10 protein-coding genes are annotated in these 16499 nt (G+C 66.3%); 8 read left to right on the plus strand and 2 right to left on the minus strand.

Going from position 1 to position 16499, the window contains the following annotated elements:
- Positions 1–554 precede the first annotated feature (554 nt).
- Complete coding sequence (locus ACI780_RS18040; protein WP_457004686.1) at positions 555–1223, plus strand: HD domain-containing protein; 669 nt, start codon at positions 555–557, stop codon at positions 1221–1223.
- Between the two features lie 1552 nt (positions 1224–2775).
- On the opposite strand, the gene ACI780_RS18045 is transcribed toward ACI780_RS18040, so the two are convergent.
- A complete protein-coding gene (locus tag ACI780_RS18045; protein ID WP_457004688.1) occupies positions 2776–2925 on the minus strand; it encodes a hypothetical protein in 150 nt (49 codons plus the stop codon).
- 244 nt (positions 2926–3169) lie between these two features.
- Here ACI780_RS18045 and ACI780_RS18050 point away from each other — a divergent pair, with 244 nt between their 5' ends.
- Positions 3170–3967 carry an HNH endonuclease gene (locus tag ACI780_RS18050; protein WP_457004690.1) on the plus strand — a complete coding sequence of 266 codons (798 nt, stop codon included), beginning with the start codon at positions 3170–3172 and terminating at the stop codon, positions 3965–3967.
- Between the two features lie 47 nt (positions 3968–4014).
- On the opposite strand, the gene ACI780_RS18055 is transcribed toward ACI780_RS18050, so the two are convergent.
- Positions 4015–5316: a DNA cytosine methyltransferase gene (locus ACI780_RS18055; RefSeq protein WP_457004692.1), complete on the minus strand. Its 1302-nt coding sequence runs from the start codon at positions 5314–5316 to the stop codon at positions 4015–4017.
- Positions 5317–5413: 97 nt separating this feature from the next.
- Here ACI780_RS18055 and ACI780_RS18060 point away from each other — a divergent pair, with 97 nt between their 5' ends.
- The 6 genes from ACI780_RS18060 (at position 5414) to drmB (ending at position 16235) form a co-directional block, all read left to right on the plus strand.
- Positions 5414–5959, plus strand: coding sequence for a very short patch repair endonuclease (locus ACI780_RS18060; protein WP_457004694.1), 546 nt, complete (start codon positions 5414–5416; stop codon positions 5957–5959).
- A 791-nt stretch (positions 5960–6750) separates the two neighbouring features.
- Positions 6751–7689: a hypothetical protein gene (locus tag ACI780_RS18065; protein WP_457004696.1), complete on the plus strand. Its 939-nt coding sequence runs from the start codon at positions 6751–6753 to the stop codon at positions 7687–7689.
- Positions 7686–9227 (plus strand): hypothetical protein, encoded by a 1542-nt coding sequence (locus ACI780_RS18070; RefSeq protein ID WP_457004698.1) that lies wholly within the window; start codon positions 7686–7688, stop codon positions 9225–9227. The genes ACI780_RS18065 and ACI780_RS18070 overlap by 4 nt, the downstream gene beginning before the upstream one ends.
- Positions 9215–10921, plus strand: a complete 1707-nt coding sequence (locus tag ACI780_RS18075; RefSeq protein WP_457004700.1) for an NERD domain-containing protein — start codon at positions 9215–9217, stop codon at positions 10919–10921. The genes ACI780_RS18070 and ACI780_RS18075 overlap by 13 nt, the downstream gene beginning before the upstream one ends.
- Positions 10921–14376, plus strand: coding sequence for a helicase-related protein (locus ACI780_RS18080; RefSeq protein WP_457004702.1), 3456 nt, complete (start codon positions 10921–10923; stop codon positions 14374–14376). The genes ACI780_RS18075 and ACI780_RS18080 overlap by 1 nt, the downstream gene beginning before the upstream one ends.
- A complete protein-coding gene (gene drmB, locus ACI780_RS18085; protein ID WP_457004704.1) occupies positions 14373–16235 on the plus strand; it encodes a DrmB family protein in 1863 nt (620 codons plus the stop codon). The genes ACI780_RS18080 and drmB overlap by 4 nt, the downstream gene beginning before the upstream one ends.
- Positions 16236–16499 lie beyond the last annotated feature (264 nt).

Below are 16499 nucleotides of genomic sequence, written 5' to 3' on the forward strand. Positions count from 1 at the left end.
GGTGACGGCTCCCCTGGTCGCCGGACGCGCCGTGACACACGACGGGGACGGACGACGATCGGAACGTATTCGTGTCGTAAACCGGCGGAGCCTCGTCAGCGGTCGCCGTCATCCCAAGTAGGGAGGGCCGATCGGTGCCGGCCGGTCCGCGTGGCGGACGACATCGGTCGGAGCACCAGCCGGGAGATAGGCGGCCCGCCGACGCCCGATCCGGTCGCGACGCTGGTCGACCCGCCCCTGCTGTAGGTGCACGTGGTGGGCCTGCAGGTCCTTCGTGCCTGGCACCGACCGCCGAGCCAGGAGTGGTGCTCACAGCGGTGACCCGCACGCCGGAGGATCAGCCGCTTGTCCACGCGCAGGAAGCACCGCTCACACGCGACGGATGCGGCCGAGGTGAGGGCTGTGCGGTGATGGCCGCCGATCGCCCACGTGTGGGACCGAGGGCGACGATCCCTGCCAGCCGAGCTGCCACACGACCGGGTGACCCGCGGAGGACGACGCGGTCACTGATGGTTGTACGCAGTGGTGACGGCAGTGATGAGAGGACGGGACGGATGACGACGCTCGAGGACCGCAAGAACATGGGCAGCGGCCCGCTGTCGACCCGGTACGACGAGGCGCTGACGTATACGTCGGAGCACCACCGCAAGCAGCTGCGCAAGGGCTCGCGGGTGCCGTACATGACGCACCTCATGAGCGTCAGCGCGCTGGTGCTCGAGCACGGCGGCAGCGAGGACCAGGCGATCGCCGGGCTGCTGCACGACGCCGTCGAGGACGCGCCGAAGGGCACCGGCGGCGCGGTGCTGGCCGACATCCGGGAGCGGTTCGGCGACGACGTTGCGGACATGGTGCGGGCGTGCTCGGACGGGCTGGACGCCGAGGGCAACCGCAGCGGCACATGGGCCGAGCGCAAGCGGCCGTACGTCGCCGGGCTGCGGGACAAGCCGCTCGACGCCCTGCTGGTGACCGCGGCGGACAAGACGCACAACGGGCTCTGCATCGCCGCCGACGTCCGCTTCTACGGGCCGGACTTCTGGTCGACGTTCAACGCCTCGCGCGAGGAACTGCTCTGGTACTACACGAGCGTCGAACGGGCCGTGGCCAAGCGGCTGCCGGGCCACTCGATCACCGTGGCGCTGCAGCGGGCGGTCAACGAACTGCTGGCTGCGGCCGGAGTCAACCGCGGGGACGTGCCGACGGAGCTCCCGACACGTCGCCCCTGACAGACCGTGCCTCACCCACTCGGGCGACGCTCCGAGCTTGGACGCGGAGCTGTCTCCCCTGTCACACCCCTGTGATCATCTCCGGACCCAGCGTCTTGGAGGAGGACACATGGCCCGGTCGATCGGGGATTGGCACGCCGACCACGCACGGCAGCTACCCGACGACGTCCCCGATGACGAGCTCGTCGAATGGCAGGCTCCGTGGGACCTCCAGTCGTCGGGGCTGTCGACCACCCGATCGGTTCGCCGTGACGCGGGGCGTAGCGCCAAGACGGCCCGGACGTCCAAATCCTGGGCCCGCGATGGCCGGAGCGCCGTCGCCGGAACGACTGGGCAAGGTGGCGGGTTGGCATCGGCTCGGGGCACCTCGGTCTCGGTCCCCAGGTCGGTGCGCAAGAAGAGACTTGCCGCCGCTCGGGTCGATCCCCGGGCAGATGTCGTGAGCCTTGCAGCCTCGCCTACGAGGGCCGGCACTCCGGTCTCCCCGTCCCAGGTCGCGGCCATCCTGGGGCGGCCTCTCGCATCAGCCCGCACCTGTAGGCGCGCGACTGAGACGAGCCGGGTCACTCAAAAGCTGGCGTCGGATATCCGCCGTGCTGCGCACGCCAACCCAATGATGGGTCACAGGAGCCTTGCCGCTCTCCTGCGGACGCGTGGGGGCGACGTCGATAAGGCCCAGGTCGCCGAAGTGCTGACTCGTCGCTGGCGGTCGCGCTCACCGGACGGACGTGCCGCCAAGGGCACGAAGCCAGCCATGGTGATCAAGGTCAACGCGGCTGCTCAGACGAGCCGGACGGTCCACGAGGCCCCGCTGTGTCCGTCCTGCGGCATGCGGCTCAGTGTTCTTGCCACGTGCCGGTGTTCCTAACGCGTCCGCCCAGCCGATCCGGAGGTGGCGCGGTGAACGCCGGCGGGCACCCAGCTCTCCAACTGCGCTAGCACCCAGTCCCACTCAGCACCCCGCTCAGACGTCGGGAGGTGCTGTCGGATCCTCTCGGCGGCGTCGGCCAGTTGCTCCGCGACGGCGCACTCCTCGTCCGCCCCGTCGGCGAAGAGGTCCGCATGGCGCCGGTCCAGCAGGTGGTGCACCGATTCTGAGCGGCCAGGGCGGCGACGCGGTCGAGGAAGATCTCGAGCGACCGGCCGGCCTGTGCGATGCGTGCCGCGGCCTCGTCCTGCGACTCTCCCGCCGGCCTGGGCGGTCACAGCGACACGGTGGTGAACTCCGGCGCCCACAGCCTCGCGGTGAGCTCCTGCTCCTCGAGCGTTAGCAGCGTCCCCATCGTCCGGTTTCCGGTCGTGGTCCTCGTTGAGGGTGGCGACCTCGTGCACGAGGCGGATCACGTTTGTCGTCCGTCACGGAGGCGCCGACGACGAGCAGGTGCTCGGTCAGCAGCGTCGTCTGCAAGACGCTGGCGAGCGGCCGCTGGGTGGGCGTCGTAGCGAACGAAGGACCGCCAGTCGAGCAGGATGCTCTGCGGTCGCCGGGCATCACTGTGGAGCTTCAACAGGCAGCCACGCTCTTGTCGCAGGGTCGTCCTCGGGCTCCCAATCAGGTGAGGACGAACGGGATGTCTTGACCTGTGACGGCCAGGACTGCCCTCTCGTACAGGTCGTCGAAGTTATTCGTGCTGACCTGCTTGCTCCGTCCCAGCGCCGCGAGCAGGACATGGACCAGCGAATAGCGCCGCGACGTGGTCACCCCAGCGTCTCGCCCGCGCCGAGTTGCGACCGCTGGTAGCCACCGCGTGGGCGCTCCGGCAGAGCACCTCAGTCATGCGCCCGCCTTCGCGAGTGTCGGCGGCCTCCCCCACGTCCTGGCCCACGACTGACCCGCAGACATCCCGGCATGGTCGTGCCCGAAGTCTCCGGACAGCGATGGTCACGACTCGCCGTCTGCAGTCTCAGTCCACCGGAACCAGATCGGCCCGGTGATAAGCAGAGGCGTGACCGGCAAACGCACGATCGACCTGCACTACCCAAGCGCCGCCTACGCCCCTAACGGGGTTCTCTGGTGGGAACTGACCGTCGCCCCAGGAAGTCGTAGTCGGGCTTTCGGCGACGAGCGGAAGCTCGCGGCCTACCTGGCTTTCCACGTCAGGCAGGGTGGACGCTTCACCATGCGTTCCCTGCGGGCGGCGCTCGGCGCGAGCGTGCCCAACAGTGCGGAGCACCTCAACCGCCGCCTGCGCCAGTTGCGGACGAGGGACGGCTGGGTTCTCCAGAGCCAGCGCGACAGCGCCGACCTCGCTCTCGATGAGTACCGCGTGGCGAAGATCGGTTGGCATCCCGGCTGTGGGTTCGACCGGCCTGTCGACGACAAGCCTTCGGAAAGCATGCGCCGGCGCGTCCACGAGCGAGACAGCTGGATGTGCGTCGTCTGCGGGATCGGAGCTCGCGAGGAGTACGACGACGAACCGGGCAAGACCGCACGGCTGACGCTTGGGCACCGAATCCCAGGGGCGCGTCTCGGCAAGGAGACGACGGTTGAAGACCTGCAATCCGAATGCGCCCGGTGCAACGAGCCCGTTCGTGATGAATTGCCGAACCCGCTGACGCTCCAGGAGCTCATGCCAGGCATCCGGTCGATGAGCCAGAGCGAGAAAAAGGAGCTGCTGCGCCGAATCCGGTTGAACCGGCGCCCCCAGACGAGGGTGGACGAGTTCTACACCCGGGTCCGACGCCTGTCAGACAGTGAGCGGAGCCAGCTCGTCGCGGCACTCGAGGGCATGGCCGGTTGCTAGTCCGGCCGGAGAGGAGCCCTGCGACCTCGGTCGCAGGGCTCCTCGACTCAGCTGATTCGGCCGCGGCTGCGCCTTGCGGCGAACGCCTCGTGTCGCTTGTGGTCCGCCTGCCCCTGGAATGCACGCCACTCGCCCAGCAGGTACGACGTGCGCCCGCCGCTGCTGCGCTCCTCAACCTCGAAGTCGTGACGCAGGTGCGCAATCCGCTTCTCGACGTCTTCAATGGACACCCGGCGACCCAACAACTGCGAGATGCGGTAGGGCGTGAGGAAATCCTCGGCGTCGCGCATGACGTGATAAACCTCGTCGTGCATTTTGAGATCAGCACGGGGAGTCCCGGCCACCTTTTCCTTACGCAAGGCTCGCGCGATGCTTTCGCCGACCGCCCGGGCCACCGGCGGTGGAAAGGCGTTCCCGACCTGCCGATAGCGACTGGTCTTCTGGCCGGCGAAGTGCCACTCGTAGTCAGGCTCGTTGAGCCAGCCCTGCAGACGCGCCACCATGTCGACCGTTAGCTTGGGACCTCGCCGATGCTTTTCAAGGTCCCGGTCCCAGTCCTCCCCTGGCGCCTCATTGGCCAACCCGTGGGCGTCGACCCAAAGCTCTTCCCACGCTCGCTTTGCGCGGGTAGGCCCGAGGTCGGCTCCGCCGTGCTTCTTACTTCCACCGACGATGGTGGGAGCAATTGCATCAGCCCGCTCGACCCACTCATCGATGTACCGGAACCCGTTCGCGCCCATGAGATCAGCCAGCGCGCTTCCCACGGTGAGAGTCGTGGGCTTCGGATCAGGCCACTCGAAGTAGTCAACGTATTCGGGGCGCAGCGCCACGAGGACCATGCGTGGCCGCAGCTGGGGAACGCCGTAGTCCCTGGCATGCAGCAGCTTCCAATCGGCCCGGTAACCGAGGTCTTGGAGCTGGTCGATGACGGCTTGCCGGTACCCGCCGAAACGAGCGTCGTTTAGACCGCGGACGTTCTCCAGGAGCAACGCCTCGGGCCGGACCTGTCCAGTGACGCTGACCGCCCACGCGAACAGGTCGCGCTCGTCACCCGCCCCCAGCTGCTTGCCCGCGACACTAAACGGCGGGCATGGAACCCCGCCGGCCAGCAGGGCCACCCGATCCTCGAAGGCCTCGGGCCTCCACACACCGGGGTCAGCGACGTCTCCCACGACGACGAGCTCCGCCGGGTCCGCTGACGGGGTCAGTCGGGAGAGGTTGTTACGCAGTGTTGTGGCTGCAGTCTCGTCTAGCTCGACGGCGAGTTCGTGCCGGAAGCCGGCCAGATGCAGTCCCAGGGACTGCCCCCCAGCCCCGGCGCAGATCTCAACGACGTTCAATTTGGTCACAGCTCTCCCTCGGTGGCACTTACCTGGACGTCCGGCAGGCCGGACCCATTCTCCGTCACTGTCTCCAGCCCTCAGCCCCGACGCGCAGACTGTCGTCGTGCCCACAGCCGAGGACGGAGGCCAGGAAGCTGGCCGGCCGATGCCGCTGAACGCCGGCCGTTCGCGCAACATGCAGGCCAACAAGAGAGTCGACTCGCGACCCGAGCGGTTGCTGCGCTCAGCCCTGCATGCCCGCGGATACCGCTTCCGCAAGGACCTGCGGCTAGACCTACCCGACGCACGCGTCCGCCCGGACATCGTCTTCACGCGGCGGAAGGTCGCAGTCTTCGTCGACGGCTGCTTCTGGCATGTCTGCCCCGAGCACGGACGGCAGCCGGGGCGGAACCAGTGGTACTGGTCTCCGAAGTTGCAGCGAAACATCGAGCGGGACAGGCGAGCTAACTCCGCCCTGGTGACCGCGGGCTGGACCGTGGTCAGGATCTGGGAGCACGAGAGCCTCGAGTCGGCGCTGGAGACCGTGTTGCAGGCCGTCGACACGCCAGGCACCGTACGAGCGCTCACCGACACTTCCGGTCTCGCACCGGACACAGGGACCGACACCGCTGAAGGCGCACCGTCTGACCGGGCCACACCGGCTCCCTGACCTCACCGATCTCCCGACCTCAATCGAACCGGCTCTCTCTCGAGACTCAATCCGCCCCAGAGCGACTCGAAACTGTCGCGGCTCGCTCGTAGTGTTGCGCCCATCACGGCGCACCGGAGGAGGGTCTCAAGTGCCTGATGGACGACCCCAGGGGGTTGGGACCGCTGGCAAGCAAGACGGACCGCTGCCTTCATCACTGGGCACGTCCCCTCCACGCCTTGGGTGCTCTTCTTGGACGACGACGAGGCCAGCCGGCTGTGGCCGTTGCTCGAGCGTCTTGCGGTCGGCCTGTGCACCTGCGTCGTTCAGGAACTGGACTGCCACACCGGTACCCGGCTTTTCGGTCTGCTCGACGCCCTCTGCCCGGTGACACAAAAGTCGAAGCAAGGAGTCGCCCTTGACCTCCCTGTTTTGGCGGTTTTCGTCCTCGCGGTTGCAGCGATGCACACCGACCCGACCGCGCCCCTGGCGCCTGCTACTGATGCTGGGGTCCCACGCACGTGGCCGGCACAAAGCTCGATCGGACGCACAGGCGGGCTAGTAAGCATTCCCAAGCTCACGTCTTCAGGAACGGTGATGCAAGACTTCCTGTGGCCGCTGCCCAGGCCGGACATGGAGGCGTCTGCACGCCGGAACCATCGATTCAACCAACCTGTCGTTGTCCGACGACCGAGGCCCAGTCAATCCACAGACGGCCCGGATCAAGGGCGCCCCTGAAGCAATGGCCCGCGGGCATGCAACGTGACGCCAGCCTTAGGCTGCATCATCCAGCACCGAGGAGGTCTCAGAGAGTGACGGTCTTCCAGCTCAGCGAGGGAGGCCAACCAGCCCAGCCCTCGCCTGGCTGGTTCGTTCAGTGGGTCCGCCTGGGGATCCAGGCCGCCACATGGTGCAAGGACGCCGCAGCTATCGGCACACGCCGAGTCCTGGCGGTGTCGGCTCCAACTCCGGCGATGGCGTCCGCTGCCCTAGCCTTTGGCTTCGTCCGCGCATCGTACCTTCAAGGCGAGCAAGATGGCGCGCTCACCGCCAGCGACCGGAGCGCACTTTCAACTGGTGACTGGATCTGGTTCCGCATCGGCCACCATGTAAGAACAGGCCGCTTCCTCGGGTTCGACGACCAAGGCAACATCCGCACATCAAACGGCCACTTCATGGGTGGCCGGATCGACGAGATCCGGCTGCTACCCGACTGGATGGAGAAGAAGGACGCCAAGGCGGACTGTTCCGACGTGGTCGATGCCGCCTTCCTTCAGCAAATCCTGCGAGCGCGCGATCCTTTAGCCTTTGCTACATCGTGGAGCACTCGCCTCCTGATCGTCGGCTCAATTGATCGACTAAGAAATGAGCTCGACGTCCAACTCGGCCCAGCAATCGACGACGCCGTGATGGGATCGTTGCGCCAGATCGTGCGGCCGCTGGACACGCATATGCCCGTGGGCTGCCAGAGCGTCGTCGTGTCCTCACACGCAAGGGAGGCAGTATGGCATGCCTGGCCCTCCCCTCCCGCGCTGACGCTGCTACGGGGCGCATACGCGACGAGCAGATGGCTGAACGAAGCAAGCGGCAGTTACGTCATTGCCACCCTCGGGCGAGGTGAGCCCGGCCTGGACGCAGCCACCGCGGCGCTAATGCAGGCGCGCTCATATAGTGAACCTCTTGCCAGCTCCCAGCTTGGCTGGGCCCCGCCTGCCGGGTGCGAGGTTCTCGCGTACGAGGAGCCAGCGTGACCGCACTCCAGCACGCGCTGGCGGACTACAGACTTGCCGCGGAAGCCTCAATCGAGCGCTACCGCATCTCATGCCCACCCGCGCGCGCATTCTCTCAGGCGACGGCACGACTCTCGCGCCTCCTGACCGACGAAGGAGCTACCGCCGCCGGTGAACAAGTCCTCGCCAGCGCTCGGTCGGCCCGGTGGCGGGCAGGCACGGAAGCGGTTCCGTTCGATGCCGCAGGCTCGACTGCACGCACCAAGCTGCTCGCTGTCATCGACGGCGCCGACGGCCTTGCCGATCTCGTCGACGAGGATCTGCAGATGGCGCTTCGCGCGCTATCGCACGCCGGGCAGGACCTGCTGATGGAGAATAACCAGACACTGTCTGAGGCGGTTCTCCAGAGCCTCGAAGATGGCGACCCGACCGAGACGTGCGCCGTCGTCACCGACACCAGGGCGCGCCAGGCAGCTGAAATCTGGCTCCGGCACATCGGCGCAGCCTTCCCGGTATTAAGGCCCCGGGACCTAATGAATTTCCATCGCTGGGACTTTGCGGTAGTAATAGGGGCAAGTGACTGGTATCCGGGATGGCTCTTCACATGCCCACGGGCGACACAGCTCACCCTCGTGCACCACGCTCACCTACGTGACGCCGAGTACGTCTCCGGAATCTTCGGGCCTCTCGCCACGGTGCCGCTCTCCGTCCGCATCCACGGCGAGAAGGCTGAAGACCCCGGCGGCGGCCCGGAGGATCCCCAGGCCGACGTCGCCGCCGAGCAGCAACCGCAGCCAGCGTGGCCTGAGCTGCTCCGCGAGGCCAACGCCCACACTGATGAGGCTACTGGCGAGGAACGGGTCACTGCCCGGCTCCTCGTCCTGTCGGGCGGCCATGGCCTCTGGCTTCCCTTGGATGCCAAATCCATCCGGGGGCTGGACCTGGCAGCGCCCGAAGGCGAACGCGTGCTCAGCCTCAGCGCCGATACAGTGACCACCGACTCCGTGCTCCTGCTCCGCGAAGGCGGGTCCTTCGCCGGCGCGCTCAAGACGATGGCCGATGCAATACTTGGCAGCAGTGCCAGTGTCATTCGCAGCCGCCAGGACGAGTGGAAGGCTCTCCTGCGCGCAGAGATTGAGCGGATCGGAGCGCGCCACTTTGAGTCAGCGCTCCGGAGGCGGGGCCTGAAAACCGTGAATCTGCGCTACTGGGCCGGCGCCGACACTATCCGCCCACTGCGAGACGACGACTTCGCTCTGCTACTGCGGTATCTGGGCGTGCGAGACCCCGGACCGTATCTGTCCGGCGGTCGCTCTCTTTGGAGAGCGCACCAGCGCGCAGCCGCGGAGCTGACGACGGCGCTCGAGGCGCTGGTCGAAAGGGCCGACCTGCATGAGCTGGAAGAGAGCGGGCACCAGCGGCTCCATCTGGCGGACCAATCCATCACCGCGACCCTGACCGCCTACCGCGTGATCGCGGTCAACCCGAAGGCGCAAGACGTAACCGTCGGAGCGACTCGTCGCCCATTCACGCTGAGGAGTGCGCGATGGCTCGAATGATCCCGCCAATCGTCGACAAGGATGCCGCCCCCGGCGAGAGGCTCATCTTCCAGCGACTGCTGGACGACCCGGATTGCCGGGACTGGATCGTTCTCCATTCATTGCACGTCGCCGACGTGAGACGTGCGCTGGAGGGAGAGATCGACTTTGTGATCATCATCCCCCGCCTTGGCGTTCTCTGCCTCGAAGTCAAGTCGCACCGGACGGTAGACCGGGGACCGGACGGACTCTGGCATCTCGGGAAAGATGCCCCGACGCAGAAGAGCCCCTTCGCCCAGGCCGCGCGCGGCGCCCATGCCGTGAAGGACTACCTCGGACGTAAGAGGCTTGATCTTCAGCAGGTGCCGATCTGGTCGGCAGTCTGGTTCACCGGGGCCTCCGCGAATCTGGCAGATACGCCCGAGTGGCACAGCTGGCAGCTCCTGGATCGTCATGACCTCCGGCGCCCGGTCTCCCAGACCCTTCGCGCGGTCATGCACAAGGCCCGGGCGCACTTCGCCCGAACCTTCGCATGGTTCGACATCGACCGGCAGGACCCCGATGCGGCCCTGTGCGAGGCCCTCGCATCACAACTTCGCCCGCGCTTTGAGCTCTCCCTGACCACCAAGGAGGTCGCCCGCGAGCGGGCGGCGGAGCGGCTGAGCTTCATCGAGGAGCAATTCGAGGCTCTTGACCTCATGGAGCAAGAGAGCCGGGTGCTCTTCACCGGGCCTGCTGGCACCGGCAAGTCACTCCTGGCAGCCGAGGCTGCGCGACGAGCCGCGGCCCGGGGCGCGACCGTGCTGTCCCTGTGCTTCAACCGCCTGCTGGGGAGTCGGCTCTCGAGAAGCTTCGATGACCTGCCCAACGTGTGGGCCGGGACCCTCCACAGCTACCTGCTGGAGCAGTCCGGAGCGTCTGTGCCGCAGTCACCAGGGCGGTCGTGGTGGGGGACGACCCTCCCCGAGCTGGCACTCGAATCCATCCTCGACCACCCGGGGGACTTCGACACCCTCATCGTGGACGAGGTGCAGGACCTGGCGGCCAACGCCGCGTATCTCGACGTCCTCGATGCGTCCCTGGTGGGTGGCCTCAGCGGTGGACGATGGTTGATGTTCGGCGACTTCGAGAGACAGGCCGTCTACGGAGGCGGGGATGACGGCCGTGCGGCTCTATCCGACCGGTGCCCGCACTTCAGCAGGCCGACGTTGCTCCATAACTGCAGGAACACGCCGCAGATCGGCGAGGCGGCTAGCCGTCTCGCGGGGCTCCCGGACGGCACCTACAAGGGCTATAGACGCCGAGACGATGGCGTGGCCCCCGTCTTCCGGGCCTACACCGGCCCCTCCCAGCAGGAGCAGCTCCTGCTGGGCGCACTAGATGCGCTCAGAGCGGAGCACTACTCGAACGAGGAAATAGTGGTCCTCTCGACGAAGGCAGCCGACTCAATAGCCGCCCTGGCAGCCCGCGGCCGGGGGGCAAACAGGCTGGCGCCTTTCGAGCTGCGGGGTACCAAGATCGGGTTCACGAGCATCCATGCGTTCAAGGGGCTGGACGCGCCAGCCGTCGTCGTGACCGACGTGGATGACGTCGAAGGGCCGGCAGCCGAGGCCCTTCTTTACGTCGCGCTTTCCCGTGCCAGCGACAGACTGTTTATTCTCGCCGAAGCCCAGGCCATGGGCCAGCTCGCCCGCTCTGTGATAGGGACCGTCTAATGCCGGACTTGACCGCAACTCGTGACGTCATCCAGCAAGCGCTGGCCGAGGAGCTTCTTGGCCCGACCCCAGGACGGGTGGTCGGCGAGCCGCTGAGTCTTGCAATGCCACTGCAGTTCGCCAGCTGGGACGACGTGCGCGGCCCCTACCACGACGCCGAGACCAATGAAGAGATCCTCACCGATTCGGAGCCTCTACGCCGATATGGCGTCGGCGTCCTTCACCCCGCCCGCCTGGACGAGGACGCACCCCTGCAGGTGATCGTGCCTGGGCTGGAGGCAGACGCCCGCGACAACCCACCGGACGTAGGTGATGTGCACGAGCCTGACGACTCGGGCGAGGTCGCCGATGACGGAGACGACCTCGATTTAAGTCTCGCGAACGGCCGGGAGCAAAGCACGATCGGCCTGTCCTTCCGCGCCGAGCTGCTTCCGGACTCGTCCCTCGCCGTACGCGCTACCTTCGGTGCGTACTCCCCTATAACGGTCACCGTCGCGGGGAGCAGTCGCACCTGGTGGGTTCGTCGCCCAGTGACGGCTGCGGGCCACTTCCGCGCCGAGGATCTGGCCCAGCAGGAGGCCAGGCGCATAGTGTCCCCGGCGTCGTGGGCCGTGGAGGGAGCCGACAAGGGAAACATTCAGCTGCGCGCCTTTTCCCGAGTGATCGACGGCCAGCGCCTCATTACCGTCACGGTGACAAACCGCAGCGCCGGTCGGGGTAGTGCAAGCTGCCTGTTTCAGGCCGGATTTGAGATCGAGGCTTGTGGCGGCGCGTCGATCCCTCCCTACCGCGAGAGGCGATCGAACCGGCGTCCGGATCCTGAAGAAGAGTCAATCGCCTTGTTGTACCGGCGTCATCAGACGTTCGCGATTGGCCACGGGTGCGCCGCCGACTGGGAGCGAGAGCCGCCAGCAGCCGTCACAGCCTTGCGAGCCGTGTGCCTTCCGGAGTTCGAGGCACCGAGCGTGACACCCGACATCCGCGCGCGGGACGGCTCTGTGCTCAAGGTGGACATGCGTGTCCTCGCATCGGCCGATCGTGCGGGCACTGAGTCCCAGATCGAGGAGTTGCTTGTCTCATATGAAGACTGGATCCAGAAGCGGAAGATTGAGCGAGAAACTCTTCCCCCTGAACTGCAAGACGCCGCTGACGAGCACCTGAGGGAATGCGCGCGCGCCCTTGAGCGTATGCGCGCGGGCTGGCGACTCCTCCAGCGTGACCCGCTTGTGGCGCTAGCCTTTAGGCTAGCCAATGAGGCGATGATATCGCAGCAGGCCCGCTCCGCCTCGCCATTGCGAAAGACCAGCGTCGATCAGGCAGGGCTAGTCCGCGTCGCGGGGACAGCCCCTATCGGACAGCTACCCCCGGGTCGCGGGTACTGGAGGCCTTTCCAGATAGGATTCTTTCTGGCGGCCCTGGAGTCCACCGCGAATGGCCGAGACGATGAGCGCGAGACGATTGAGTTGATCTTCTTCCCAACGGGCGGCGGGAAGACTGAGGCATACCTGGCGCTGGCCGCCTTTTCCATGATCGTCCGCCGTCTGCGGGCTCACCATAACCACAGCGGAGCCACCCGCCCGCATGATGGTCGCGGAACCGACGTCCTGATGCGCTACACCCTCAGGCTGCTGACTGCCCAGCAGTTCCTTCGCGCCGCATCACTGATATGCGCATTGGAGCATCTGCGACGATCGCGAGACGACCTTGGGGACGCCAAGTTCAGTGTCGGGATCTGGCTCGGCGGCGCGACGACGCCCAATACCCGCATACAGTCCCTTGAGGCATGGAACGAGCTGTCAAAGGACCCCGCGAGCGCTCCCAACAAGTTCCTCCTGCTGCGTTGCCCGTGGTGTGGGGCTCAGATGGGCCCGACCGAGGAGCAGCAGAGGCAACGGCGCAGGCGTGGGCAGCAGCTGGTGATTCCCGGATACATCAAGCATCGCGACCACGTGCGACTCGCCTGCCCGGACCGATCCTGCGCGTTCCATTCAGGGCTTCCCATGTACGTTGTCGACGACGACATCTACGAGCAGCGCCCCACCCTTGTCATAGGCACGGTCGACAAGTTCGCCATGCTGGCCTGGCGGGATCGGGCACGGGCAATCTTCGGGATCGACGCGAATGGCGAACGGGAGTTTCCGCCGCCGAACCTCATCATTCAGGACGAGTTCCATCTCATCTCTGGGCCACTCGGCTCGATGGTCGGCCTGTATGAGGCGGTCATCGAGGATCTGTGCACGGATAAGAGCGTCTCGCCAGCGATACGACCGAAGATCATTGCGTCGACGGCGACGATCCGCCGGTATCAGGACCAGGCCCTCGCGATATACGGGCGCCAGCAGGTCCGCCTCTTTCCGCCTCAGGGACTCGATGCCGAGGACGCCTTCTTTGCCGTGTGGGCTCGGGATCAGGAGTCCGGCAAGCTGCGGCACGGGCGCCGCTACGTCGGCATCCACGCCCCGTCTCTGCGTTCGACACAGTCTGTCCAGGTCCGTGTCGGGGCCGCCCTGCTCCAGGCGCCGCTGAGGCTATCCTCGTCGGCCGAGCAAGACCCCTGGTGGACCAACCTCTGGTTCTTTAACAGCCTTCGGGAGCTCGGCAACACGCTGTCGCTGATGCAGTCGGACATCCCGGACTACATCGTGGGCATGCGCCTCCGCGACAAGCTCGACGACGTCCGCTTTCCCGGGACGCCGCTGGAGCTGACCAGTCGGCGGCGAGACGACGAGATCCCTCGGGCGATCCAGGAGCTTGAGACGCCCCAGGACGACACCTCCGAGGCAGTCAGCATCTGCCTGGCCTCGAACATCATCGAGGTCGGTGTGGACATCGATCGGCTCTCCCTCATGACTGTCGTCGGGCAGCCCAAGACGACCGCCCAGTACATCCAGGTCTCCGGCCGCATCGGGCGCCGCTGGGAGGAACGCCCGGGTCTCGCCGTCACGATCTACGGTGCTGCGAAGCCACGGGACCGGAGCCACTACGAACGATTTCGGAGCTACCACGAGACGCTCTACGCCCAGGTGGAGCCCACCAGCGTGACTCCCTTCGCCAAGCCCGTCGTGCAGCGAGCGCTACGGGGCGCGGTGGTCGCCTTCGTGCGCATGTACGGGCCGCAGGGGATGAGTCCGTGGCCTTTTCCACAGAGCCTCTTCGACCAAGCCGGTGCGCTGCTCCTCAAGCGACTTGAGGCAGTTGACCCGAACGAGCTCGCCACAGCCGCAGAAATCCTTGGCCAGGCCAAGCGCGAGTGGGAGCACTGGGGCCGGACCGAATGGGATGCAAATTACCTGTACGGCGACCCGCTCAATGGGCTGATGCGGTTTCCCGGCACCGCGGAGCCGCCGACGCCATCCTGGGAGATTCCATCTTCCATGCGAAACGTCGATGCGGAATGCCGCACCGCCGTTACGACTGCTTACCACGTAGCGATGGCCAAGGAGGCTCTGCCATGACAGCAGGCGGGATCCGCAGAGCTCAGCTCATTTCGCCGTTCGGCGTCGGGGCCATGAGCGTTCTGGTCGGCGGGTCATCGGTCCTCATCGCGGGACTGGACCACTGGTTTGACGGGGACCACGTCGAGCTTCACGACTTCAGGATCGAGGAGTGGCGCCTTCAGAAGAGGCTGGGCGTGACCCACTTTCGCTTGCCACCCGATTACCGAACATCGAGCGGCCACGGGCAGCAGGAGCCGAATCTCCGTCTCACCGTCCCTTCGCTGCGCTTCCCACGGTGGAGCTTCTGCCCGTACTGCAAACGGCTACACGAGCATCCTCTGGCGCTGCAGGGACGCGCGCGATGTGTGGACCCCAAGCATGCAGACACGAAGCGGCAGGCGCCGATCCTGTCTCAGGTGCCGTTCGTTATCGTCTGCGAGCGGGGGCACCTATCCGATTTCCCGTGGCGCGAATGGGTGCACAGCTCCTTGTCGCCATCCTGCCGCGGCGTACTCCGGCTTTCCTCGACCGGCGGCGGATCCCTGTCGGGCCAGGTCGTAGCATGCGACAAGTGCGGCGAGCGCCGACCGCTCACGAACATCACGAACACCGCAGCGGATGACCAAGGCCAGGCCTCGACCTTTCTTACTCAGCGGCTCGCCGGCGGCGGGCAAACGTACGACTGCCAGGGATGGGCTCCCTGGCTGGGCGATCACACAGAGGCCTGCGGAAGGCCGGTTCGCGCGACTCTGCGTGGCGCTTCTAACGTATACTTCCCTCTCGTCGAGAGCTCCATCTACGTACCGCAAGGCCACCAGGCGCCCGCAGATTTAGTGGAGGTACTGCGGAAGCCGCAGTTCTCTATGCTCGGCGTCCTCCAGCAGTCGGGCATGCTGAATCCTGGCACGGTGCGTCAAGCCGACCAGTACGGGCACCTGGAGCGCTACTCCGACGAAGAACTCGAAGGGGCACTGCAGGAGCTCTTCGAGCCTGTCGACGCGCACGATCTCTCCCTGGATGACACCTCGCAGACCGACTGGCGGCGCCCGGAGCATGCCCTGCTCCGAGGCGAGCTCAATGATCCAGACCTGACCGTCACCAAGCCGGCTGCAGGATACGACCCGGTCCTTGCCGCCTCTTTTCCGCGGGTTCGGCTCGTCGAGACACTGCGGGAGGTGCGGGCCCTGTGGGGCTTCACCCGCCTGAACTCGGCTGGCCTCAAATTACAGGAAGGCAAGGGCCGCCTTTGGCGGCAGTTGCCCCCTGTCTCACGCGAATGGCTACCGGCCTACGAGGTGCGCGGCGAGGGCATCTATTTGGAGCTGGATGAGGCCGCTCTGAGCAGATGGGAGCAGAAGTCGGCCGTGCAGCGCCAGACAGACCTCATCGTGCAACGCTACGGGAAAGCGGTTGCGGATCGCGGAATGATGCCTCGCGAGATCTCGCCGCGACTGGTACTACTGCATACGATCGCTCACCTACTGATCAACCAGTTCGTCTTCGAATGTGGCTACAGCTCAGCGTCCCTCCGGGAGCGCCTCTACGTTGCCACCGGCGATGACCCCATGGCGGGGATCTTGATCTACACGGCGGCAGGCGACTCCGAGGGCACCATGGGCGGGCTGGTACGGATGGGACGGCCCGGAAACCTTGAGCGCGTCTGGGACGCCGCACTCGCGGCGGCGGAATGGTGCTCAACCGACCCGATCTGCATGGAAGCGGGTGAGGCCGGGCAGGGGCCGGATTCCTGTAACCTTGCCGCCTGCCATGCGTGTGCGCTCCTGCCTGAAACTAGTTGCGAGGAGTTCAATCGATTCCTGGACCGCGGCCTTGTAATCGGGTCACTCGTCAATCCTGACCTGGGATTCTTCTCGTAGCGTGGAGCCACACTGGGAATGAACAGCGGACAGGCTCGTGGGGCACGTGCGAGTACGCTCTCGGCCGGGAAGCACTGGTTGTCCGGGTCCAACGGGTTGGTGATCGGTATCGGCTCCTTAACGGTCCGCGCCGTGGACGCCACCACTGCGTCGAGGGCGGGGATCGGGCAGGACGGGCGTCGGACCATGGCGCTCACACGCTTGAACGCGAGCTGCTGACCTTCCCCGTGGGGTCCAAGCCGTCATGGCAACAGTGGGCGCCTT

Source organism: Geodermatophilus sp. SYSU D00814 (genome assembly GCF_054050055.1).

What these genes read in the sequence shown, in the direction of transcription:
- ACI780_RS18080 (WP_457004702.1), top strand. Translation starts at nt 10,921, where the DNA reads ATGCCGGACTTGACCGCAACTCGTGACGTCATCCAGCAAGCGCTGGCC.
- ACI780_RS18075 (WP_457004700.1), top strand. Translation starts at nt 9,215, where the DNA reads ATGGCTCGAATGATCCCGCCAATCGTCGACAAGGATGCCGCCCCCGGC.
- drmB (WP_457004704.1), top strand. Translation starts at nt 14,373, where the DNA reads ATGACAGCAGGCGGGATCCGCAGAGCTCAGCTCATTTCGCCGTTCGGC.
- ACI780_RS18040 (WP_457004686.1), top strand. Translation starts at nt 555, where the DNA reads ATGACGACGCTCGAGGACCGCAAGAACATGGGCAGCGGCCCGCTGTCG.